This is a genomic window from Pseudomonas sp. efr-133-TYG-5, assembly GCF_030209175.1.
In the GTDB taxonomy this organism is placed as follows: Bacteria; Pseudomonadota; Gammaproteobacteria; order Pseudomonadales; family Pseudomonadaceae; genus Aquipseudomonas.
The window spans coordinates 391,059-414,327 of record NZ_JARVSM010000001.1 but is presented as its reverse complement, the minus strand read 5'-3'; the positions used below and the strand labels follow the sequence as shown (position 1 = coordinate 414,327).

General features: G+C 59.4%; 21 protein-coding genes and 1 pseudogene. 14 read left to right on the top strand and 8 right to left on the bottom strand.

Annotated elements, in window-relative coordinates:
* Window positions 1-15: 15 nt before the first annotated feature.
* From xylB to QRN70_RS01860, 3 genes are read left to right on the top strand one after another with little or no spacing between them, the layout of a single operon-like run.
* The gene (gene xylB, locus QRN70_RS01870; RefSeq protein WP_285415519.1) at window positions 16-1,512 is read left to right on the top strand and encodes a xylulokinase; all 1,497 of its coding nucleotides are present in this window, start codon (window positions 16-18) and stop codon (window positions 1,510-1,512) included.
* 13 nt (window positions 1,513-1,525) lie between these two features.
* A complete protein-coding gene (locus QRN70_RS01865; RefSeq protein WP_285415518.1) occupies window positions 1,526-2,464 on the top strand; it encodes a carbohydrate kinase family protein in 939 nt (312 codons plus the stop codon).
* A gap of 46 nt (window positions 2,465-2,510) precedes the next feature.
* Window positions 2,511-3,131, top strand: coding sequence for a transglycosylase SLT domain-containing protein (locus QRN70_RS01860; protein ID WP_285415517.1), 621 nt, complete (start codon window positions 2,511-2,513; stop codon window positions 3,129-3,131).
* A gap of 143 nt (window positions 3,132-3,274) precedes the next feature.
* Here QRN70_RS01860 and QRN70_RS01855 read toward each other — a convergent pair whose 3' ends face one another.
* Window positions 3,275-4,576 carry an OprD family porin gene (locus tag QRN70_RS01855; protein WP_285415516.1) on the bottom strand — a complete coding sequence of 434 codons (1,302 nt, stop codon included), beginning with the start codon at window positions 4,574-4,576 and terminating at the stop codon, window positions 3,275-3,277.
* A 376-nt stretch (window positions 4,577-4,952) separates the two neighbouring features.
* On the opposite strand from QRN70_RS01855, the gene tssI reads away from it, so the two are divergent.
* The 5 genes from tssI to QRN70_RS01830 all read left to right on the top strand — a co-directional run bounded on the left by tssI (window position 4,953) and on the right by QRN70_RS01830 (window position 10,638).
* Entirely contained in the window at window positions 4,953-8,450 is a 3,498-nt protein-coding gene (gene tssI / locus QRN70_RS01850; RefSeq protein ID WP_285415515.1) for a type VI secretion system tip protein TssI/VgrG, read from the top strand.
* On the top strand, window positions 8,443-9,096 hold the full coding sequence (locus tag QRN70_RS01845; protein WP_285415514.1) for a DUF2931 family protein: 654 nt from the start codon (window positions 8,443-8,445) through the stop codon (window positions 9,094-9,096). The genes tssI and QRN70_RS01845 overlap by 8 nt, the downstream gene beginning before the upstream one ends.
* Complete coding sequence (locus QRN70_RS01840; protein WP_285415513.1) at window positions 9,083-9,637, top strand: hypothetical protein; 555 nt, start codon at window positions 9,083-9,085, stop codon at window positions 9,635-9,637. The genes QRN70_RS01845 and QRN70_RS01840 overlap by 14 nt, the downstream gene beginning before the upstream one ends.
* 242 nt (window positions 9,638-9,879) lie before the next feature.
* Window positions 9,880-10,149 (top strand): DUF2790 domain-containing protein, encoded by a 270-nt coding sequence (locus QRN70_RS01835; RefSeq protein ID WP_285415512.1) that lies wholly within the window; start codon window positions 9,880-9,882, stop codon window positions 10,147-10,149.
* Between the two features lie 90 nt (window positions 10,150-10,239).
* On the top strand, window positions 10,240-10,638 hold the full coding sequence (locus QRN70_RS01830) for a hypothetical protein (RefSeq protein WP_285415511.1): 399 nt from the start codon (window positions 10,240-10,242) through the stop codon (window positions 10,636-10,638).
* On the opposite strand, the gene QRN70_RS01825 is transcribed toward QRN70_RS01830, so the two are convergent.
* Complete coding sequence (locus QRN70_RS01825) at window positions 10,635-10,904, bottom strand: DUF1652 domain-containing protein (protein ID WP_285415510.1); 270 nt, start codon at window positions 10,902-10,904, stop codon at window positions 10,635-10,637. The genes QRN70_RS01830 and QRN70_RS01825 overlap by 4 nt on opposite strands.
* Window positions 10,905-11,269: 365 nt before the next feature.
* Between QRN70_RS01825 and eco the strand changes: the two genes are divergently transcribed.
* Window positions 11,270-11,752, top strand: coding sequence for a serine protease inhibitor ecotin (gene eco / locus QRN70_RS01820; protein WP_285415509.1), 483 nt, complete (start codon window positions 11,270-11,272; stop codon window positions 11,750-11,752).
* A gap of 18 nt (window positions 11,753-11,770) precedes the next feature.
* Window positions 11,771-12,076 carry an NIPSNAP family protein gene (locus tag QRN70_RS01815; RefSeq protein WP_285415508.1) on the top strand — a complete coding sequence of 102 codons (306 nt, stop codon included), beginning with the start codon at window positions 11,771-11,773 and terminating at the stop codon, window positions 12,074-12,076.
* Window positions 12,077-12,106: 30 nt separating this feature from the next.
* Here the strand turns inward: QRN70_RS01815 and ilvA are convergent.
* The 3 genes and pseudogenes from ilvA to QRN70_RS01800 form a co-directional block, all read right to left on the bottom strand.
* Window positions 12,107-13,096 (bottom strand): annotated as a pseudogene (gene ilvA / locus QRN70_RS01810) (threonine ammonia-lyase, biosynthetic); the annotation flags it as partial.
* A gap of 243 nt (window positions 13,097-13,339) precedes the next feature.
* Window positions 13,340-14,263, bottom strand: a complete 924-nt coding sequence (locus tag QRN70_RS01805) for a magnesium transporter CorA family protein (RefSeq protein ID WP_285415507.1) — start codon at window positions 14,261-14,263, stop codon at window positions 13,340-13,342.
* Between the two features lie 7 nt (window positions 14,264-14,270).
* Entirely contained in the window at window positions 14,271-15,845 is a 1,575-nt protein-coding gene (locus tag QRN70_RS01800; protein ID WP_285415506.1) for a RimK family ATP-grasp domain-containing protein, read from the bottom strand.
* Window positions 15,846-15,937: 92 nt separating this feature from the next.
* Between QRN70_RS01800 and rimI the strand changes: the two genes are divergently transcribed.
* A complete protein-coding gene (gene rimI, locus QRN70_RS01795; RefSeq protein ID WP_285415505.1) occupies window positions 15,938-17,038 on the top strand; it encodes a ribosomal protein S18-alanine N-acetyltransferase in 1,101 nt (366 codons plus the stop codon).
* Window positions 17,039-17,083: 45 nt separating this feature from the next.
* On the opposite strand, the gene QRN70_RS01790 is transcribed toward rimI, so the two are convergent.
* Window positions 17,084-18,235: a PQQ-dependent sugar dehydrogenase gene (locus tag QRN70_RS01790; RefSeq protein ID WP_285415504.1), complete on the bottom strand. Its 1,152-nt coding sequence runs from the start codon at window positions 18,233-18,235 to the stop codon at window positions 17,084-17,086.
* Window positions 18,236-18,286: 51 nt separating this feature from the next.
* Complete coding sequence (locus tag QRN70_RS01785; RefSeq protein WP_285415503.1) at window positions 18,287-18,628, bottom strand: hypothetical protein; 342 nt, start codon at window positions 18,626-18,628, stop codon at window positions 18,287-18,289.
* 188 nt (window positions 18,629-18,816) lie between these two features.
* Between QRN70_RS01785 and ku the strand changes: the two genes are divergently transcribed.
* Window positions 18,817-19,683, top strand: a complete 867-nt coding sequence (gene ku, locus QRN70_RS01780; RefSeq protein WP_285415502.1) for a non-homologous end joining protein Ku — start codon at window positions 18,817-18,819, stop codon at window positions 19,681-19,683.
* A 72-nt stretch (window positions 19,684-19,755) separates the two neighbouring features.
* On the opposite strand, the gene lpxO is transcribed toward ku, so the two are convergent.
* The gene (gene lpxO, locus QRN70_RS01775; protein WP_285415501.1) at window positions 19,756-20,655 is read right to left on the bottom strand and encodes a lipid A hydroxylase LpxO; all 900 of its coding nucleotides are present in this window, start codon (window positions 20,653-20,655) and stop codon (window positions 19,756-19,758) included.
* Window positions 20,656-21,028: 373 nt separating this feature from the next.
* Here lpxO and QRN70_RS01770 point away from each other — a divergent pair, with 373 nt between their 5' ends.
* Both QRN70_RS01770 and QRN70_RS01760 read left to right on the top strand, forming a co-directional pair.
* Window positions 21,029-21,238: a hypothetical protein gene (locus QRN70_RS01770; protein ID WP_285415500.1), complete on the top strand. Its 210-nt coding sequence runs from the start codon at window positions 21,029-21,031 to the stop codon at window positions 21,236-21,238.
* A gap of 395 nt (window positions 21,239-21,633) precedes the next feature.
* A complete protein-coding gene (locus QRN70_RS01760) occupies window positions 21,634-23,220 on the top strand; it encodes an ABC-F family ATPase (protein ID WP_039768209.1) in 1,587 nt (528 codons plus the stop codon).
* Window positions 23,221-23,269 lie beyond the last annotated feature (49 nt).

The following is a 23,269-nucleotide window of genomic DNA, read 5'->3' as shown; positions in this document are numbered from 1 at the left end:
CTGTGTGGAGAGCCTATGACAACACAACAACTGTTCCTCGGCATCGACTGCGGTACCCAGGGCACCAAGGCAATCATCCTCGACGCCGCCAGCGGCGAGGTGCTCGGCCAGGGCGCCGCCGCGCATACGCTGATCAGCGGCGCCAACGGCCGCCGCGAACAGGACACCCAGCAGTGGCTAGACGCCTTCGCCCTCGCCACCCGCCGCGCCTTGCTGGCGGCGAATGTCGACGGCCAGGCGATTCTCGGCATCGGCGTTTCGGGCCAACAGCACGGTCTGGTGTTGCTTGATGATCAGGGCCAAGTACTGCGCCCGGCGAAACTCTGGTGCGACACCGAGACCACCGCCGAAAACGATCGCCTGCTCAAACACCTGGGCGGTGAAAACGGCTCGCTGGAGCGCCTCGGCGTGGTCATTGCTCCGGGCTACACCGTGTCCAAACTGCTGTGGACCAAGGAGCAGCATCCCGCCGTGTTCGCCCGCATCGCGCGGGTCCTGCTGCCCCACGACTACCTGAATTTCTGGCTCACCGGCCGTAGCTGCAGCGAGTACGGCGATGCCTCCGGCACCGGCTACTTCAACGTCCGCAGCCGCCAGTGGGACCTGCAACTGTTGCGGGACATCGACGCCAGCGGACGCCTGCAAGCCGCGCTGCCGGAGCTGATCGATGCCCATCAGGCCGTCGGCACGCTTCTGCCGGCCATCGCCGAACACCTGGGCCTCAACCCCCAGGCACTGGTCTCCAGCGGCGGCGGCGACAACATGATGGGCGCCATCGGTACCGGCAATATCCACCCCGGCGCTATCACTATGAGCCTCGGTTCCTCCGGTACCGTGTACGCCTACGCCGAAGCGCCGAAAGTCAGCGCCGATGCCTCGGTGGCAACCTTCTGCTCCTCCAGCGGTGGCTGGCTGCCGTTGATCTGCACGATGAACCTGACCAACGCCACCGGGGTGATCCGCGAACTGTTCGACCTCGATCTCGAGCAGTTCAACGCTCTGGTGGCGCAAGCGCCCATCGGCGCCGAAGGCGTGAGCATGCTGCCATTCCTCAACGGTGAGCGCGTCCCCGCCCTGCCTCATGCCAGCGGCAGCCTGCACGGCCTGACCATGAGCAACCTGAACCGGGCCAACCTGTGTCGCGCGGTGGTCGAAGGCACCACGTTCGGTTTGCGCTATGGACTGGATCTGCTGCGCCAGAATGGTTTACAAAGCCGCAGCATTTGCCTGATCGGCGGCGGTTCGAAGAGTGCGGTGTGGCGGCAGATCGTCGCCGACATCATGAACACCCCGGTGATCTGCACCGAACAAAGCGAAGCTGCCGCCCTCGGCGCGGCGATTCAGGCGGCGTGGTGCAAGTCGTGGTCGAACGGCCACGAGGACACCCTGGCCGATCTCTGCCAGCGCTGCGTGAAGCTCGACCTGAACAGTGGAACCCTGCCAGACGCCGCCCGTGTCGCCGCGTTCCAGCAGGCCTATGAACGCTATCGACAGCATGTCGCAACCCTATAAAGAGCAAACAACTATGTACCTGGTGTGTGGCGAAGCCCTGTTCGATTTCTTCAGCGCCGACGATGCCAGCGGCCTGGCATCGAAAGTCAATTTCAAGGCGATTGCCGGTGGCTCGCCGTTCAACGTCGCAGTCGGTTTGCGCCGCCTGGGCGTGGACTCGGCATTGTTCGCCGGACTGTCCAGCGACTACCTCGGCCGCCGCTTGCAGCAGGTGCTGCACGAAGAAGGCGTGCACCCGGACTATCTGCTCGAGTTCGCCGCGCCGACCACCCTGGCGATGGTCGCGGTGGGCGCCAATGGCTCGCCGCATTACAGTTTTCGCGGCGAGGGCTGCGCCGACCGGCAACTGAGCCTGGTGCACCTGCCCACGCTGGGCGCTGAAGTACGTGGCTTGCACATCGGTTCGTTCTCGCTGGTGGTGCAGCCGATTGCCGACACCCTGCTCGCCCTGGTCCGGCGTGAAAGCGGCAAGCGCCTGATCACCCTCGACCCCAATGTGCGCCTCAACCCCGAACCGAACATCGACCTGTGGCGCGAGCGCATCGCCACGCTGGTGCCGCTGGCAGACCTGATCAAGGTCAGCGACGAAGACCTCAGCCTGCTCTACCCCGAGCAGGATCCGCAGCGCGTCATCGAAGGCTGGCTGGCGCATCGTTGCCGGTTGGTGTTCCTTACCCGTGGCGGCGAGGGCGCCACGGTATTCAGTCGCGTCCATGGCTCATGGTCGGTACCGGCATGCTCGGTGAAGATCGCTGATACCGTCGGTGCCGGCGATACCTTTCAAGCGGCGCTGATCACCTGGCTGACCGAGCAGGAACTGGACTCGGTCGCAGGTGTTGAGGAACTCCGTCGCGAGCAGATCGACGCGATGCTCAGGTTTGCCGTACAGGCGGCGGCCCTGACGTGCAGCAAGACCGGTCCGGATCTGCCCTATCGTCACCAGTTGAGCTGAGCGCGTAGACTGTCGCCCTTTTTTGCGCATGACGGGATGACGGCTTTTGAATTCGCGGCGGACGGTTGGACTTTTTACACTGGCGGCACTTCTGACTGGCTGCGGCACCTCGCCGCCGCGTTCCCCTGAGGACATCTGCGAGATCTTCCGGGAAAAAAGCGACTGGTACGACGCGGCGCAAGTCACGCAGAAGCGCTGGGGCGTACCGATCCAGGTGCCGTTCGCGATCATGTACCAGGAGTCCGGCTATCGCTACGACGCCAAGACGCCACGCAAATACCTGTTGTGGGTGATTCCGTGGGGTCGGGTTTCCACCGCGTCGGGCTACGCGCAAGCCAAGGATGAGGTGTGGGCTGATTATCAGAAGAGCACCGGCCGCCACGGCGCCGACCGCGAAGACTTCGATGACGCCATCGATTTCGTTGGCTGGTACATGGACAAGACCACTTCGATCAACGGCGTCTACAAGTACGATGCCTACAACCAGTACCTCAACTACCACGAAGGCTGGGGCGGTTATCGACAGCGGACCTTTGCCAGCAAGGCCTGGCTGATGGGCGCCGCAAGCAAGGTGCAGAACCGTTCCAACGTCTATGCCCAGCAATACGCCGGGTGCAAGAACGACCTGAATCGCGGTTTCTGGAGCCGGTTCTGGCATTGGTTGTAGGTGAGTCTGTAAAGACGCCTTCGCGAACAAGCCCGCTCCCACCGAGGGTCATCCGCGAACACAGATTTTGTGCTCGGAACTGATCCCCGGTGGGAGCGGGCTTGCTCGCGAAAGCGCTCCTGCAGACACAGCTGCTCCAACAGTTACAACAGCGAAAAGTTGTAACTGACAATCAACCGGGTCTCATCCACATCCCGCGCAAATTTTTCATAGTTGCTGCGGTAAGTCGCATTGCGCAGACGCAGGCTGACATCCTTGAACGTGCCCGTCTGGATCTCGTACTTCAACTCGCTGTCGCGTTCCCACTCCTTGCCTTCCTGATCGCTGCCCGGGACCTTGATGTGGTCACCGTTCACATAGCGGGTCAGGAAGCTCAGGCCGTTGATGCCGATGGCTTTGAAGTCATAGTCGTAACGCAGTTGCCAGGAGCGCTCCTGCGCGGCGGCGAAGTCGTTGACCTGCACGTAGTTGACCAGATATGGGTTGCTGCCATCGAGGTACGGCATCGAGTTGTCGCCGTTCATGCGCTGCCACCCGGCGCTGAACGTGTGGCCGCTGATGCCGTACGAGAGCATGCCGCTCAACGCGCGGTTGTCGATGGAGCCGGCACGGGCGTCGCCGCTGTCAGCGCTTTTCAGTACCCGCAGATCGGCTTTCAACACGCCTTCACCCAGCGGCTGATTGGCCAGCAGGCCGATGAAGTGCTGACGGTAGATGTCCTCCAGCTCCGCGTAGTGATACTGCGCCGTCAGGCGATCGTTGATCTTGTAATCGAAGCCGTACATGTCGAAGTGATCGGCAGTGATGTTGCACGCGTAACGCTTGTTCTTGCAGTGCACCCGGATGTCCTGCGAGTCGGTGGAATCGCGAGCGGTGTAGTTGTCCAGACGTGCCGCCATGAAGGTCAAGTCCTTGATCTCCCTGGAGGTCAGCAGCGCGCCGTTGAACAGGGTCGGCAGCAGGCGCCCATCGTTGTACTTGAGCAGCGGCAGATCCGGCAGCAGCGCGCCGTACTTCAACACCGTGTCCGAGACTTTGACCTTGGCGGTCAGGCCCATTTTCGCGTACTGCCCCTTCGAGCCGCGCGGGTTCTCGCCGCTGGATGGCAGCAAGCCGCTGTTGCTACGATCAGGGCTGGAGTCGAGCTGAAGACCGAGCATGCCCAGGGCGTCGATGCCGAAACCGACGGTGCCCTCGGTGTACCCCGATTGCAGGTTGAGAATAAAGCCCTGCGCCGACTCTTCGCGCTTGGACGCGCCCTGGTCGCTGGCGGTGTGGCCATCACGAAAATCGCGATTGAAGTACACCGTGCGCGATTCGATCTTCGCCGTGGTGTCTTCTAGAAAACCGCTGGCCTGGGCCGGAACGCTAACGCCGACGCACAGCAGTACGGCGCCGACGCCGAACGACTGGCGCGGGGTGACAAGGGGAAATGGGGGACGCATGAAAAACTCCAACCGAACAGCGTTTGCGCAGTGGCGCAATAAGCCAAAAAAATAGCTCCCGTCCCGGCTCAATGCTGAGCCAGGAGGAAGTGAAACACGCGGGGGTGAACAGCAATGATGGCAGATGGCTTTGACGGGCCAAAGACGACTTTAGTCTGAAACTGACTGATTGTTCTTGTGCGTGCGGTCGGGTCTGCGGGCAACACGTGTGTCAGCCGATTGCCGGCGAATGCCTGATTTTACGGGGCGAAACGCTCTATCTAAGGGTTTTCCCTAGTCCCGCGACGGTCATTGCCTACGCCTTCTGCGGGTTGTACGAAATCGACGAATCCTGCAACATCCGTCCCCTGCTTATTCAATGGACGGAATTCAAGGCATGCTGGACGCCAACGCTACCCACATTACCCTTACCCTCGAAGGCACCAACGCCGACCTGCAGGTTCTCAGCTTCACCGGTCGCGAAGCCCTCAACCAACCCTTCCGTTTCGACCTCGAACTGGTCAGCGCGCGTCCCGACCTCAAGCTCGAAGAACTGCTGCACAAGCCCGGCGTGCTGACCTTCGGCGCCACCGGCGAAGGCAAGATCCACGGCCTGGTCTATCGCATCGAGCAAGGCGACTCCGGCAAGACCCTGACCCGCTACAGCCTGAGCCTGGTGCCGCAACTGGCCTACCTGCGGCACAACCATGACCAGCAGATCTTCCAGCACCTGAGCGTGCCGAAGATCATCGCCCAGGTGCTGGAAGACCGCGGCATTCTGGCCGACGCCTACAGCTTCCAGCTCAACGCCGAGTACCCCGAGCGCGAGTACTGTGTGCAGTACGACGAGTCCGACCTGCATTTCATCCAGCGCCTGTGCGAAGAGGAAGGCATTCACTTCCACTTCCAGCACAGCAGCAGCGGGCACAAACTGGTGTTCGGCGACGATCAGACGGTATTCCGCAAACTCAAGGCCGTGAGCTACCAGCAAGACTCCGGCATGAGCGCCGACAAACCGGTGATCAAGCGCTTCAACCTGCGCCTGGAAACCCGCACCAGCCGCGTCAGTCGTCGCGATTACGACTTCGAGAAACCGAAGATCCTCCCCGAAGGCGCGGCCAAGTCCGCGTTCGCCCCGGACCTCGAGGATTACGATTACCCCGGCCGCTTCACCACCCGCGAGCGCGGCAAGTTCCTCTCCACCCGCGCCCTGGAACGCCATCGCAGCGACTACAAACTCGCCGAAGGCAAAGGTGACGAACCGACCCTGACCAGCGGCCACTTCCTGACCCTGGCCGAACACCCGCGCGCCGAGTGGAACGACCTGTGGCTGCTGCTGGAAGTCTTCCACGAAGGCAAACAGCCGCAGGTGCTGGGCGAGAACGTCACCAGCGACGTCACCGACAACAAAAGCGATTTCCACCAGGGCTACCGCAACAGCTTCCTCGCCACCCCGTGGGACGCGCACTACCGCCCTGCCCTCGAGCACCCGAAACCCAAGGTCCTCGGCAGCCAGACCGCCATCGTCACCGGCCCGCCCGGTGAAGAAATCCACTGCGACGAGTACGGCCGGGTCAAGGTGCAGTTCCACTGGGATCGCGACGGCCAGGCCAACGACCAGACCACCTGCTGGCTGCGCGTCGCCAGCGGCTGGGCCGGCAGTGCCTACGGCGGCATCGCCATCCCGCGCGTGGGCATGGAAGTGCTGGTCACCTTCCTTGAAGGCGATCCCGACCAGCCGCTGGTCACCGGCTGCCTGTACCACAAGGAAAACGTCGTCCCCTACGACCTGCCGGCGAACAAGACCCGCAGCACCTTCAAGACCCTCAGCTCCCCGGGCGGCAAGGGCTACAACGAATTTCGCATCGAAGACAAAAAGGGCGTGGAGCAGATCTACCTCCACGCCCAGCGCGATTGGGACGAAAACATCGAGCACGACCAGAAGATCCGCATCGGCAATGAGCGGCATGACACGGTCGAGGCCAACACCCTGAGCGAGTTCAGGGTGGAAGAACACCGCATCACCCACCTCGACCGCAAAACCGAAACCCGCGCCGACGACCACCTCACGGTGGGCGTGACCCGTCACCTGAAAGTGGGCACCGCGCAGTTCGTCGAGGCCGGCACGGAAATTCATTACCACGCCGGCGAAAAAGTCGTCGTGGACGCCGGCATGGAACTGACCGCCAAGGCTGGCGGCAGCTTCGTCAAGGTCGATGCCGGTGGCGTGACCATCAGTGGTGCGCAGGTCAAGGTCAATTCCGGCGGTGGGCCGGGTGTGGGTTCCGGGATCGCGATCTTGACACCTCTCACTCCTGCACTTGCGGCGGCAGACGCAAAAGGTAACCTCCTTAGTGCACCTCCAATCGGAAAATTCAGTGCAGCACCTGAGGTCGCACCAACCAAGACTATGCCCACTACCGCGGAAGATACGCTCGAAGAAGAAGAGGAAGAAGTAGAAATTGAAGACATCACCCTTCGGCTAGGTATGTTCTTCGACGGAACTGGTAATAACCGTAGTAACAGCGAACGTGTCTATGGTTGCTTTGCGCCAGACGTAAACCTGCAAGACGTGGCGGAAGAAATTCGCAAGTTTTGCGCTTCTTACGGTTATGACGGCAAGGGAAGTTCGCCGGACAACAGCTATGGTAATGACGTCAGCAATGTGGCCAGACTTTATGAGCTGTATATAGATCAGTCGGTCGAAGAAATTCCCGCAGATGCGGAAATGGCGAGCATGCCAATCTACGTCGACGGAATCGGGACAAGCAGCACCGCTGAAGACTCTGTTTATTCACAAGGCACGGGACTTGGTGCCCAAGGGGTCAGGACACGAGTTGAAGAAACCCCCCAACAAATTTTAAAAGCGATCCGAGCCTTCCAAAGTAACAATCCAGATAAGCGCATTAAGGAAATTCAATTCGATATTTTTGGATTCAGTCGTGGTTCTGCCGCTGCGAGGGACTTTGCAAACGAGGTGATGAAAGGGCAAGAGAGCCTTCTTGCCAAGGCTCTGCCTGCTGGTTCGCCAGTACTGACCGACGCGTTCAAATGGCGACCCAAGACAGATGTCTCAATCAACTTCATCGGAATCTACGACACTGTGGCGGCCATTGCGAATCCCTTGGTTGGGGACTTCACGGGCCATAACGCCAGAAACCCAGGCATCAATATTTACCTGCCTCCCGGAATCGCCAAGAAAATTGTTCACCTGGTCGCGAGAAATGAGCGCCGTTACAACTTCTCTTTGAATAGCGCAGGGTCAGCCGACATCGTCATGCCAGGCGTGCATTCTGATCTGGGGGGCGGATATCTTCCCAAAGCAGTGGAGCGCGTACTGGTCAGCAAACCACGCCGGAGCGATGTTGACCGTTCAACACCGATTTCTGAGGCTAATAGCTACAAACTTGCACAACAGGATTTGCGACGCTTGCAGGATCAAATGGCCCAATACAACCTTCCTCTTGAGCTGCGCACTTGGGAAGTCCCCTTCACCAGCAGGGAAAGAGATGATCGAACACCAAAAAAACACGTTTATGCGGCTGTGAGCAGTCAGCGTGAGGTTCGCAGCGATCTCTCCTTGATCTATTTGCGAATCATGAGGCAACTAGCCGTTGATAACGATGTACCGTTTGATGAGATTGACGAAGGGGAGCCGAGACTTGCGCTACCGAGCGAGTTGCTCCCAATCTCTGAAAAACTGATGAGCTATGCATTAGGCAAAAGCCCAACCGCAGGATTGACTGCTCAGCAAGAGGAGCTTCTTTTTCAACGCTACGTCCACTTGTCCGACAACTGGAATGCTGCTAAAGGAATGAACAATAGCGATTTGGAAGTTCTATTCATTAATCGTCCTACGGACAACAATCTGAGAACGGTTCATCCTAATGAATAACTACTGTTTAAAAACCACCTTCATTCTATTTTTTCTTGGAATTTTCAATTTCGCACATAGCGCATCACTACCTTATGAAGCGTGGCGCTTGGGTTTTTCGTCCCCAAGCTATATGGAGGTCTGGATCGAGACGGCTGACGTTGTAGACATCAAAGGCCAAGTTTACAGGCGCGCGATGAGCGGTAATGCAGCAATACAAAATCCTCCTGGCAATTCAGGAGATCCAAAGGGCTGGCCGGTAAAACCCGGTTGGGGCAAAGGGAAATATGTCACAGGCGCAGACCTCCCCAAAAAAATCTACGTCCGGTGGCAGTCCTTGGTTGAACCTCAAACCTATCAGATGAGCATAGACGTCCCTGAGTCGGCTAGGGAAGTCATGCGAAAAGAGGAGCAAGCCTACTGCGCTGCCGATGGAAAATGGATTGCTGCTTATCGAGAAGCTTTGGTCATCGGACTTGCTCCAGGTGGCGTTGCCAAACTCTGGGCTCTCGGCCCATGCCTGCCCCCCGTTGAAATTACTCGAGTTCAAGCTGAAATTGATCCACGCGGTCCTTACGAAGGAGAGTCCGGAGGAAAGCATCGGCCACTTTCCGCAGTGTCGAAAGCCTATGTTGATAAATTCGGCGTGCCGTATGGCTCTTGGTAATCAAGAAATAAAAAAGTTTTGGTTTAGTCTCATTTTTGCGCTCGCGTGTCTTCCTGCTTTTGCTGAAACGAAGACAGCGCTACTGGATTGCCCGCTTTCAGATGGAACCACTGCTTCACTTTTGTCCACTTCAAGTGAGGACGGGAAGCGACTGTTCGTCAAAATCGACAACCAGACAGAAAGTGCCTTCACTGACATTCCCGACTCGGATTTCGTAGGTGAAATTGCATTGGCAAAATGCACGGGCTCCGGTTTGATATACGCCATGAACTATGGTTCTCCCTACTTGAAGGGCGCCGCTTTACGCAAGAATCCAGAGAGCGGAACGCTGGAGCGCATTGATTTTGCCGAAAAGGCCCTGCCGGTCTTTCTGTACCTGAATGCTCGAAATATGCGGCTGGTCATCCCCAACGAAGGCTATGAAATTCCCGAAAAATTTATCGTCTACGACTACATCACCCCAAAAGGCCAGTCGGAGGAACCCAAAGGAATGAATACGGCGCCCGATGAAAAAGGATTCAAAGTCATTGATCTGAAATAGCAACTTCTGCACTGAGCTTCGCGTCCTCATCGATCGGAAAGTTATTCCCGATGGAATTCGCCGAGACGCCCTTCGAAACAATCCCCGCCCAGACAGTCGGCGTTCAGCCCGGTTAACCCTCGCTTAACGCCGTGGTCAAAGACTCTACTGAACCGCACACCTCAGCCCCGGGCTGACGCCGAGTGCGGCAGGTTCGGCGGTATTGCGCCGAACGCTCATTCCGTCGCACGGGAGTCAGATTCATGAATATTCGCACGCTTCTGCTCACCACCACCCTCGCCTGCACTGCCTTCACTGGCCTGGCTCAGGCCAATGACACCGCCGGGACCTCCAAAGCCGTTCCCTACCAGTACGGCATGCCGCTGCATGTGGCGAAGGTGGTGTCGTTGACCGAGCCGCAGACGCTGGATTGCAAGGTGGTCACTGCCGATATGAAGTACATCGACAACACTGGAAAACCCGAGGAGATCAGCTATCGGAAATTGTCTGACGCGTGCAGTTATCAAAACTGAAGGAAAGCTCTGATTTGCGGCTTTGCGGTAGGCGTAGAGGGGGCTGCGCGGGTATGCTCGGGACTCTTCTTACTGCCGCAAGGACTCGCCATGCAGTTGTCATTTCGCACGTTGTCGGGCATCACTTCTTCTCTGTGTTTCTTGCTGGCCCTGGTCTGGGGCTTTTTGCCAGACGGGTTGCTGGCGATCTGGAGCATCGAGTATTCGAGCGCGGCAGGGTTTGTCGCACGCCGCAGTGCGGTGCTGTTCGCGGCGTTGGGCGTGATGTTCTATCTGGTGCGCAATGCACCGCCGTCGATGGCGCGAAACGCCCTGAGCAGCGGGTTTATCGTCGGTTGTTTCGGATTGGCGATGCTGGGTTTTGCAGAATGGCTCAACGGTCATGCCGGCCCCGGGATTCTGCTCGCGGTGCTGGTCGAGCTCGCGCTGGGCCTTGGTTATGTGCAGGCCCGGCGCGTGACGGTCGAACTGACTGAAACGGTCGGTTAAATGGCTCTGGATCGCGGACTGTAGTGATGCGGTGTGGCTTGCTGGGCCAGGTCGGAACGCAGCCCCGCGATCAATTCGTTGATCTCGCGACAGCCGTTCAAATGACTGGCATCAATGCCACTGACCTGCAACTCGACCTGATCGGTCTGGTGATCGCCGAAGACTTTTACGGTCATCGACAAGTCTGGCGACAGCGTGCACTGGCAGCGTTTCGGCAGAAAACTGCTTTCAATGATGTTACGAAGTTCCAAGGCAGACAGAAACATGGCGAACCCTCTCCTTACTGTGAGACTGCCAATCAAGTATTCACCGCTGTTGCTGCCCCTTCACGGGTGTGCCCCCGTTGTTTCCCTGGACGCGGCAAGCAGTTGTACGGCGAGATGCCCATTGGAGTGTAGGCGCCCGAACCCGGTGCGCTGCACCAAACAGACGCATAAAACATGCCTTTCATCGGGTCATTTCGACCCTAATAAAATCAGGCACTTGGCGGCTTGGCCATTATTTTGCTATTTGCAAAATGCAAGAAGCGCCCTGCTGGACACTGCAATTTGCAACTCGACGCTGGTTTGCATTCGTTACCCGTGAAGGTAAGAATGCCCAGCAACCACATTACACCCGCCAGGAGGCTTCAATGGGTTCTTTACGCGTCTACGCGACCACCGGGCTGCTGATCGCCAGCCTGTCCACCCTTGTCCACGCGGCCAAACTCGAAGATACCGCGCCGTATCCGAAAGCCGAGGCTGGCTTCAGCCGCCAGGTGATCTATCTGCCGCAACAGTCTGAGGAAGAAAACTTCAAGGTCGAGCTAATCGCTGGCAAAACGCTTGAGGTCGATTGCAATCGCCAGCGTCTGGGTGGTGTTCTCGATGAGAAGAACCTCGAGGGCTGGGGCTATCCGTTCTATCGCCTGGAAAAGGTCATCGGCCCGATGAGTACGATGATGGCCTGCCCCGACGGCAAGAAAACCCGCAAATTCGTTCCCGTCGTGGGTGACGGCTTCTTGCTGCGTTACAACAGCAAGTTACCGCTGGTGATCTACGCGCCGCAGGACATCGAAGTGCGTTACCGCATCTGGTCGGCGTCGGACAAGGTCGGCACCGCCATTCAGGAATAACCTGCACAGGAGTCGCATGTGATCACCTGCCACGTCAGATACGTGATCGATCCGTACCAGTTGACCGAGTTCGAAGCCTACGCCAAGGCATGGCTTGGCATCGTCGAGCGACTGGGCGGCACCCATCACGGTTACTTCCTGCCCTCCGAGGGCGCGAGCAACATCGCCTACTGTCTGTTCAGTTTTCCCTCGCTGGCAGACTACGAAAGCTATCGCCATATCGCTCTGACCGATCCGGAAAGCGTCGCGCTGGTGGCCGATCTGGTGGAGAAGAAGTTCATTGTCAGCTACGAACGCAGTTTCCTGCGTCCGCTGCTGCCCTGACCGCCATTACGCCGGGACGCCGCATGCCGCGGCGCGCTCGGCGACATGGCGCAGGCTATCGAAATTGATGTTCGCCCCCGAGTCGATCGCTACCAGGGTTTGCCCGCGTGCAGCGGTTCGCGCCACATACTGCTTGATCCCGGCTACCGCCAATGCACCGGAAGGTTCGGTGATGGAGCGGGTGTCGTCGTAGATGTTCTTGATCGCAGCGCACAGCTCGTCATTGCTGACGGTGATCACCTCATCCACACAAAAGCGGCAGACTTCAAAACCGAACGCGCCGATCTGCGCCACCGCCACCCCATCGGCGAATGTGCCGACTTCGGGCAGCACCACGCGCGCTCCGGCCTGCATGGCGGCCTGCAAGCACGCCGAGTGCTCCGACTCGACACCGATGATCCGTACCTGCGGCCGCAGGTATTTGACGTACGCGGCGATACCGGCGATCAATCCGCCACCGCCCACCGGGACGAATATTGCGTCCAGCGGCCCTTGATGCTGACGCAGGATTTCCATGGCGACGGTGCCCTGCCCCGCGATCACGTCCGGATCATCGAACGGGGAGACGAAAGTCCGCCCGCTCTGCACGGCCAGTTGCAGGGCATGCGTCAGGGCAAATGGAAAGCTTGCGCCGTGCAGCAACGCCTCGGCGCCGCGACTGCGCACGCCGAGCACTTTCAGTTCAGGGGTGGTCGCCGGCATGACGATGGTCGCGGCGATTCCCAGCTCCCGCGCCGCCAGCGCCACTCCCTGGGCGTGATTGCCCGCCGAAGCGGTGATCACGCCAAGCGCTTTCTGCTCGTCGCTCAACTGCACCAGGCGGTTGTAGGCACCGCGAATCTTGAAGGAGAACGTCGGCTGCAGGTCTTCACGCTTGAGCAGAATGCGGTTGCCCAGCGTTTCGGACAAGGCCGGAGCGGCTTGCAGCGGCGTGCGCACGGCGACGTCGTACACCGGCGCGGCGAGGATCTTCTTTACGTAGTGCTCGAGCAGGGTTTGCTGTTCGGGGGTGTACGGCATGATCGTCTCCTGACGCTTGATCAAAACCCCGGAGACAGAAAGTGAAAACCCGCCTCTAGGGCGGGTTGGGTGCTGCAGTCGTGAGCTAGCCCGCCAAATGAGGAATGGCGGTAATAATGCTTGGCTGGCAGCGCAATACGGTGGAAGTCATGGAGTGGAAATTAGCCCGCAGACGGCTGGCAAGTCAATGCTCATGTTGTGTCACAACGGCAGGCTGGCCGCTCTGCTCATCACTCGCACAAGCTACTTCGCCAGACACCTGAGCCCCAACAGCATCCCGCCGGCCCCCAGCAGCATCGCGGCCAGAAACAACGGGTATGACACCCACCACGGCGTACCGGCGGTCATCATGCTGAACTCCGACATGCCGCCAATGCTCGCGATCAGGTTCAGCGGCAGGAACACCACGTTGATCAACGTCAGCTTGCGCAGCAGATTGTTCATGCTGTTGTTCATCAGGTTGCCGCGCGCGTCGATCAGGCCGGAAAACACCGTGGAATAGATTTCCGCCTGTTTGTAGCACTGGTTGTTCTCGATGATCAGGTCATCGATCAACCCCAGCGCCTCGCTGCTGAACTGTTGTTTTTCCGCGTGGTTGCGCAGCCGGGTGAGGACTGCGCCGTTGCTGTGCAGCGCATTGATGTAATAGATCAGGCTTTCACTGAGGTTGAACATCTGCACCAAATGCTGGTTTTGCATCGAAGCGTTGAATTTCTGCTGCAACTCGCGGGCGACCAGTTTGATCACCTTCAAGTGCCCGAGATAGTGATGGATGTTGTTGAACAGCAGGTCAAGCAGCACATCCAATGGCGTGTTCAGCGGCTGCCGTGTGCCGAGGCCATGCAGCGGCGTATCGTCGGTAGCAATCACCAGCAGTTGCCCCGGCGCGAACAACAGGCCGCAGGACGACACCTCGAACGCCAGGCTACCGCCGCCGGAATAGTTTTCCGGGCGTTTCCAGATCAGGAACAGGTGGTCGGGGTGAAACTCGATGCGCGAGACTTCATCCGGGTCCAGCGCCGAGGCCAGCGCGTGTTCGTCGACCTTGAAATGTGTCTGCAGCAAATCGCGCTCGGCGGCATCCGGATGACTGAACAACATCACCGGCGCATCGAGTCGCTCGACTCGCTGCAACGCGCCATGGCTCAGTGCGAAGCTGCTGATCATCGGCGCGTCACCAGGCCTGGCCGCGACGTTTGAGCTCCAGGCGCCGGACGAACTCCTCCAGCACCAGGGAATACAGATCGTCCTGCAAGTAAGCGTCTTCAATGCCGGCGTCGAGGTTGGGGTTGTCGTTGACTTCGATGACCACCACTTTGTCGCCGGCCTGTTTCAGATCGACGCCGTAGAGGCCGTCGCCGATCAGGTTGGCGGTTTTCACTGCCAGCTCGACCACCGCGCGGGGTGCTTCGTGAACAGCCAGGGTGCGGCACTCGCCGTTGATGTCCTGGCCTTTGGCCTTATGGTTGTAGATTTGCCAGTGGCCCTTGGACATGAAGTATTGGCAGGCGAAGATCGGTTTGCGATTAAGCACGCCGATACGCCAGTCGTACTCGGTGTAGAAGAACTCCTGAGCCAGCAGCAACACCGAATGTTCGAACAGTTCGGCGGTGGCTTCGAGCAAGGCCTGTTGGCTCTCGACCTTGATCACTCCACGGGAAAAACATCCGTCGGGAATCTTCAGCACCAGCGGAAAACCGAGGCGCTCGCCAACCCGCTCGAAGTCTTCCGGTCGCTCCTTGTAGAGGATTTCCGTGGCGGGCATGCCCAGTTGATGACTGTTGAGCAAGTCGGTCAGGTAGACCTTGTTGGTACAGCGCAGGATCGACGTCGGGTCATCCATGACCACCAGCCCTTCACTTTCGGCCTTCTTGGCGAAGCGATAAGTGTGGTTGTCGACACTGGTGGTTTCGCGGATCAGCAAGCCGTCGTATTCGGCCAGCCGTGCGTAATCCTTGCGCTCGATCAGCTCGACGTCGATGCCCATGCCTTTGCCGACCCGGATGAAATTCTCCAGGGCCCTGGCATTGGAAGGTGGCAGCGCTTCCTGCGGATCGTGGAGGATGGCCAGGTCGTAACGCGCCACTTGTGGCGATCGTGGAACGCGCCAGACTTTACGGCTGAAACTGTCCAGGGCATTGGCGAACTGATCTTCCTGATCGTCGCGCAACTTGTGCAGGGCACCGGATTTTATGCCCTCGATATGCCAACCGTTAGTTCGGCGAAACTCAACTAGCAGAATCGGACAGGGAAACACTTCAAATAACTGTCGCGCCAGATCCTGCAACGGCTCGATATGCGTCCTGCCGAAATAAAGTGTCAGGGTAAAACCTTCGGTATCGCTGTACAGATGATGGCTGAGGGCTTTTTCCAGGGTCTTATCGAGGTCATCCAGCGCCAGGCCGTAAAGCGATTTCTTCGTCAGATCGCTGATGGTGCGCACCGACGGAATCACCTTGTGCCCACGGGCTTCAGCCAGCAAGGAGCAATAGTAACCGTGGCCCAGGTACTTGTAGCTGCGGCACAGATTGATGACCTGTACGCGCTTGCCCGACTCGCTCTCGCGCGTCTGTTCGAGGTATTCCTGGGCGGTGACGATGTCTTCACTGGGAAAGTAAGAGGCCCAGTCCTCCTTGCGTTCGACAATAATCAACACTTGACTTGACGCCCTGCTGACTGGATTCAAATAAGTTGCCGCCGGCAAACTTTGCTTGGATACTTCGCGCCAATGACCCTGTACCGCTGACATAGAAATTGATCCGTTGGAGAACAAGACCTTTTCTATTAAGCACGAACTTTTTCGAAAGTCTCGTTTCGTTACGCAACTTTTACGGCGGTCATATGAGTACTGTTTTTCGCTTGGCGCAAGTGGACGACTTACCGGCGTTACTGGCGCTGGAACTGCACTGTTTCACCACGGACCGGCTCACCCGGCGCAGTTTCCAGTGGATGATTACCCGGGCGCACGCGCGGTTGCTGGTCGCCGAGCGCGCGGGTCAATTGCTTGGCTATGCGCTGGTACTGTTTCATCGCGGCACCTCTCTGGCGCGGCTGTATTCCATCGCCATTGCGAGCGAGGCGCGTGGTGAAGGCCTGGGCAAACAACTGCTGCAACGGATCGAGGCCGCGGCCCTGGAGCACGACTGCGCGTACCTGCGCCTGGAAGTGCGAACCGACAACCCCGCCGCCATTGCCCTGTACGAGCGCAATGGCTACCGACGTTTTGCCCTGATTCAGGACTACTACGAAGACCATGCCGATGCGTTGCGTCTGGAGAAGCGCATCTTGCAGCACCGTGACTCGCGCAACAGCCACGTGCCTTACTACCGGCAAACCACCGACTTCACCTGCGGCCCGGCCTGTCTGCTGATGGCCATGGGCGCTCTGCAGCCGCAGCGGGCGCTGCAACGGCGCGAAGAGCTGCAACTGTGGCGCGAAGCAACGACGGTGTTCATGACCTCCGGCCACGGCGGCTGCAGTCCGCAAGGGCTGGCGCTGGCGGCGTGGCGCCGAGGCTTTCGCGTGCACCTGCAGCTGAGCATGGCCGGGCCGCTGTTTCTCGATGGTGTGCGCGATGCGCATAAAAAAGACGTCATGCGCCTGGTCCATGAAGAATTCACCGCACAGTTACACGACACCGATGTTGCCGAGGTCGTTGGACCGACGCTGGACTTGCCACGGGTGATCGCCGCCGGCGGACAGCCGCTGGTGCTGATCAGCAGCTATCGCCTGACCCGCTCCAAGTCACCGCATTGGGTGCTGGTCACCGATTGCGACGAGGACTTTGTCTATCTGCACGATCCGGACGTCGACCACAGTCAGCATCGACAGCCAATGGACTGCCAGCACGTACCGGTCAGTCATGGGGAATTCGATAAAATGTGCCGCTTCGGCCGCGGCAAGCTGCGGGCGGCGGTGGTGCTGTATGTGCGTAACGCCTGAATGCGCGGGCAGCGAGGAATTGGCGCCCTCGCTGCCGGTGCCCTGTTACTTCAGGCCTAGCTTGTACAAGGCGCCATTCGACTCATCGGTGAGCACATACAGATAGCCGTCCGGCCCCTGACGCACGTCGCGGATGCGTTGGTTGAGTTCGCCGAGCAAGCGCTCCTCGTGGACGACCTTGTCACCGTCGAACTGCAGGCGGATCAGCTCCTGGCTCACCAATGCGCCAATGAATGCGTTGTGCTGCCACGGTTTGAAGCGATCGGCATCGTAAAATGCCATGCCGCTGACACCGGGTGACTTCTCCCACACATGGTGCGGATCGACCGCGCCTTCGACACTTTTGCCCTTGGCTTCCGGAATCGGCTGCATGGAGTAGTTGATCCCGTGAGTCGCCAACGGCCAGCCGTAGTTCTTGCCGCGCTCGATGATGTTCACTTCGTCGCCACCACGCGGGCCGTGCTCGTTCTCCCAGACCGTACCCGTCCACGGGTTGAGCGCTGCGCCCTGCGGGTTGCGGTGGCCGTACGACCAGATCTCCGGACGCACGCCGGACTGGCCGACGAAGGGGTTGTCATCCGGCACCTTGCCGTCGGGGAAGATTCGCACGACCTTGCCTTGCAACTGGTCGAGATCCTGCGCGGTCGGCCGATCGTTGTTTTCGCCCAAGGTGATGAACAGGTAACCGTCGCGGTCGAACACCAGCCGCGAACCGAAGTGGTTGCCAACCGACAGTTTCGGCTCCTGACGGAAGATCACCGTGAAATCACTGATCGTCTTCAGATCATCCGACAGCCGCCCACGCCCCACCGCCGTACCGGCCTTGTCGCCGGCGCCACCGCCCTCGGCGTAGGACAGGTACACCAGTCGGTCCTGCCTGAAGTCCGGCGACAGCGCCACATCGAGCAAGCCGCCCTGCCCCTTGGCCCAGACTTTCGGCACACCGCTGATCGGCGCAGACAGGCTGCCATCGGCGCTGACCAGGCGCAGATGACCGGAGCGCTCGGTCACCAGCATGCCCTGGCGATCCGGCAGGAACGCCAGGGCCCATGGATGCTCCAGGCCTTGGGTCAGGGTGGTGACTTCCAGCGTGCCCTGTTCGCTCTGCAATTCCTTGGGCGCGGCTGCCAGGGCGGGAACGGTAAAGCTGATCAGGGCGCCGGCACACAGGCTGGCCAGCAGGGTTTTACGCAACATGCACGATTCCTTCTGTTCGTTCGAGGGGGCGACGGCGATGACTGCGGTCGCTCAACGGTTGCTGTCGGTACTGCGCGAAGGTGGGTTGGGAATGAAGGTCGGTGGCGTGCTGGGTGCCGCGCGCGGCGCCTGGCCGTTACCGATGCCGCGGTTTTCCACGGTGGGCTGTCGAGGCACCGGCACTGTGTTCGGCCCGCGGATGACCGGCGCCGCCGGCTGAGTGCCCTGCATGCTGTTGGGATTGGCCCGGCGGATCGGGCTGTTGTAGGGATTGTTGCTGTTGCCGGTCGGACTTTGCGCCAGAAACAGTGCCGGAGACGGTGCGACGCTTTCGGCGCACATCGCGCCGCCGCTGAGGATCAGGGCGGCGATGCCAAGCAGGAAACGGTTCATGGGCGGCCTCTGTCGATGCACGTGGAATAGAGCCTTCGAGTCCACGCTACGCCGAGGGTTCGGATTTGTTAACCGGTTGCGCGCCGGGAAGATGTAACACGACTTGACCACCCGCCGCCGCGCCGGCAAATGGCGGAAACTTTTGCACCGGGCCACCAGTCACCTGATCATCACTCGGAGAACGGCACATGGCTCGGGCAATCTGGAAAGGCGCAATCAGTTTCGGGCTGGTGCACATCCCTGTCGCGCTGGTTTCGGCAACCTCGTCGCAAGGCGTGGACTTCGACTGGCTCGACAGCCGCAGCATGGACCCGGTGGGCTACAAACGGGTCAACAAGGTCACCGGCAAGGAAGTCACCAAAGAGCACATTGTCAAAGGTGTAGCCTACGAAAAGGGTCGCTACGTGGTGCTCAGCGAGGAAGAAATCCGCTCTGCGCACCCGGTTTCCACCCAGACCATCGACATCTTTTCCTTTGTCGACAGCGAGCAGATCCCGCTGCAGAACATCGACACACCGTATTACCTTGCACCGGACAAACGCGGCGGCAAGGTCTACGCGCTGTTGCGCGAAACCCTGAGCAAGACCAACAAGGTCGCCCTCGCCCGGGTCGTGCTGCACACGCGCCAGTACCTGGCAGCGCTGATGCCGCTGGAGTCCGCGCTGGTGTTGGTGAAGCTGCGCTGGCCGCAGGAGGTGCGCGGCCTCGACGAATTGGAGCTGGGCAGCGAAGTGACCAAGCCGCAACTGGCCAAAGGTGAGCTGGACATGGCCAAGCGCCTGGTGGAAGACATGAGCGCCGACTGGAAGCCTGAGGATTACAAGGACGAATTCGAGGACAAGATCATGGCCCTGGTGGAGAAAAAGGCCCACGAAGGCAAGATCGAGGATGTCGAGACGGTGGGTGGCGAGGAAGAACGCAAGACCGCCGATGTTATCGATTTGACCGAACTGCTCAAGCGCAGCCTCGGCGGCAAGGCACCCGCCAAGTCGAAGGCCAAGACCACCAGCAAGGCCGCGCCAGCGAAAAAGACCAAGAAGGCCTCCGGGGAATGAGTGGCACCGAAGAGCCTGGCGAACAGCGCCTTCACGGGCAACTCCGTGAAGGCGTCAGGGAAATCAATCAGATCAGATCAGAATGAAGACGGCCAGCAGGCCACCGAAAATCGCCCACTTTTCCATGTAGTAACGCGCACGATTGCGCTTTTTCAGCTCTTTGCCGCGCAAACGCACCTTGTAGATACGGGTGAACAGGCGATTGATGCCACCGGTCTTGTCGCCCGCATCGTTGGGTGCGCCGGCGGCAGACATCACGGTACGGCTGAACCAGGCATTGAACGCTGCCGCCCAGCGATATTTCATAGGCCGTTCGATGTCACAGAACAAGATGATGCGGTTCTGATCGGTGGTGTTTTCCGCGTAGTGGATGTAGGTCTCGTCGAACATCACAGCTTCGCCATCGCGCCAGTGGTAGTTCTCGCCGTCGACATTGATGTAGCAACCCGCGGCGTTCGGCGTGTCCAGGCCCAGGTGGTAGCGATAGGAACCGGCATACGGATCGCGGTGACGCACCAGTTTCGAGCCGGGCGGCAACTCGGCAAACATCGCCGCCTTGATCGAGCCGATGCTCTGCACCAGTTCAGTGGTGCGCGGGCACAGCTTCATCGCCGAAGGGTGGCTGTCGCCGTACCACTTCAGGTAGAAACGCTTCCAGCCGGTTTTGAAAAACGAGTTGAAACCGACATCGTCGTACTGGTTCGAGCGCTTGATTTCGCCGGCGCGCAGCAGGTTCTGCCCTTCTGCGCGAATCTCTTCCCAATGCTGCTGCAACGGGCTCAGGTCGGGAAAATCCGCCGGATCGAGGTACGGCTTGTTCGGCATTTTCGAGAACAGATAAAGGAAGCAGTTGATCGGCGCCAGGAACGTCGAGTGGTCGCTCAATTGCCGACCCAACTTGTGCCGCACGCGCCCGCGCAGGTGAACGTATGCGATGGAAATGACATAAACAGCAGCAATGATGAGTTTCACGGAAATCGTCACACGTCAGAAGTGAACAAACTGCACGACGGGCTGGCTGAGCCAAGGTCTGTGGCAGTGGTCTGAATACAAAACAGCGTCTCGGTGGCGCATCCTTGAGCCCGCGCCGGGCAAGGGCGCTGGGTGAATGGAGGGCATTTTAGCCATAGTTTGTAACCAATAGTGAACCTAAACTGTGAAAAACTGTCCCGTGATTGCGCCAAACAGCAGGCGGGATGTCATCGCGGTATCGTGATTTGAGGCCGATCGGTAGACTTACCGCTGAACCGCGAATGTACGCTCGGCCAGGTATGAACGCCGGTTGGCATTGATACCCGCGGCTGTCAGTCAAAGACCTCTCCCCGCCCAGCCAAAGGCTCGATCGATGCCCAGAAAAACGTCGTCAGGCACCGCTGCCACCACCGCCGCCGACATCGAACGCTCCATCCAGGCCCTGAACAAAATGGCCGAGCGCCTTTGGGGCGATGGTCGCGAAGCCGAGGCAAAGGCCTTGCTCGATGCCCTCGATGCGCTGAACCGTGCGCTGGACCGCATCAGAATCGGCGAAAGCCGCCGGGTCGTGACGCTGCATTGAATGCTGCCTCACTTTCGCGATGGCATCACCGCCATTTCACATCCCTTTCACAGCCACGGGCCTACGGTGGACTCAACTCCTTCGTGCTCCTTTCGGCCTGCGCTCCCCACGCGGGCCTTTCTTTGTCCGGCGAATCTACGGTGTGCGCTCGAGGGTTCGTGAGCGACCGCCATACAACTGCCGCAATACTTATGCGACAATGCGCGCCATGTCTGGCATGAATCCCGCCTTTATTGCCCAACAGCCTGGACGCTGCGTCCAGAAGCTGCTCTGGCCCCATGCCTGCCGGCTCGACCGCAGCGGTGATCGGCAGAGATGAAAAAGCTCCAAAATGCCCCCCAAATGGCCCAAGCGCCAAAAATGTGCGGCTCGCAACCCATTGATAGGTAAAGCAATTGATCTCCACAGCTAACATCACGATGCAGTTCGGCGCCAAGCCGCTGTTCGAAAACGTTTCGGTCAAATTCAACGGTGGCAACCGTTACGGCCTGATCGGCGCCAACGGTTGCGGCAAGTCGACCTTCATGAAAATCCTCGGCGGCGATCTCGAGCCGTCCGGCGGCCAGGTGATGCTCGAGCCGAACGTGCGTCTGGGTAAGCTGCGCCAGGATCAGTTCGCCTATGAAGAATTCACCGTGATCGACACCGTGATCATGGGTCACGAAGAGCTGTGGAAGGTCAAGGCCGAACGCGATCGCATCTACTCGCTGCCGGAAATGAGCGAAGAAGACGGCATGGCCGTGGCCGAACTGGAAACCGAGTTCGCCGAAATGGACGGCTACACCGCCGAATCCCGTGCCGGCGAGCTGCTGCTGGGCCTGGGCATTCCACTGGAACAGCATTTCGGCCCGATGACCGAAGTGGCGCCAGGCTGGAAACTGCGGGTACTGCTGGCGCAGGCACTGTTCTCCGATCCGGAAGTGCTGCTGCTCGACGAACCGACCAACCACCTGGACATCAACACCATCCGCTGGCTGGAAACGATTCTCACGGCGCGTAACAGCACCATGATCATCATTTCCCACGACCGGCACTTCCTCAACAGCGTCTGCACCCACATGGCCGACCTGGACTACGGCGAGCTGCGCCTGTTCCCGGGCAACTATGACGAGTACATGACCGCGGCGACCCAGTCCCGCGAGCAACTGCTGTCGGACAACGCCAAGAAGAAAGCGCAGATTGCCGAACTGCAAACGTTCGTCAGCCGCTTCTCCGCCAACGCCTCGAAAGCCAAGCAGGCCACTTCCCGTGCCAAGCAGATCGACAAGATCCAGCTGGCCGAGGTCAAGCCATCGAGCCGCGTCAGCCCGTTCATCCGTTTCGAGCAGACGAAAAAGCTGCACCGCCAGGCCGTGACCATCGAGCAGATGTCCAAGGGCTTCGACGGCAAGACGCTGTTCAAGAACTTCAGCTTCACCGTCGAAGCCGGCGAGCGCGTGGCGATCATCGGCCCGAACGGTATCGGCAAGACCACCCTGCTGCGCACGCTGATGGGCGAGCTGACGCCGGACGCCGGTTCGGTGAAATGGACCGAAAGCGCCGAGCTGGGCTACTACGCCCAGGACCACGCGCATGACTTCGAGGACGATGTCAGCCTGTTCGACTGGATGGGTCAGTGGACTCAGGGCGAGCAAGTGATTCGTGGCACGCTGGGGCGGATGCTGTTCTCCAACGACGAGATCCTTAAGTCGGTGAAGGTGATCTCCGGTGGTGAGCAGGGTCGCATGCTGTTCGGCAAGCTGATCCTGCAAAAACCGAACGTTCTGGTGATGGACGAACCGACCAACCACCTGGACATGGAATCGATCGAGGCGCTTAACCTGGCACTGGAAAACTACCCGGGCACGTTGATCTTCGTCAGCCATGACCGGGAATTCGTATCGTCCCTGGCCACGCGCATCATCGAGCTGAGCCCGAATGGCGTGACCGACTTCAGCGGCACCTACGATGACTACCTGCGCAGCCAAGGCGTAGTGTTCTAAGTCGAATCGAGCGGTAAACAGAAAGCCCTGTCCTTGTGACAGGGCTTTT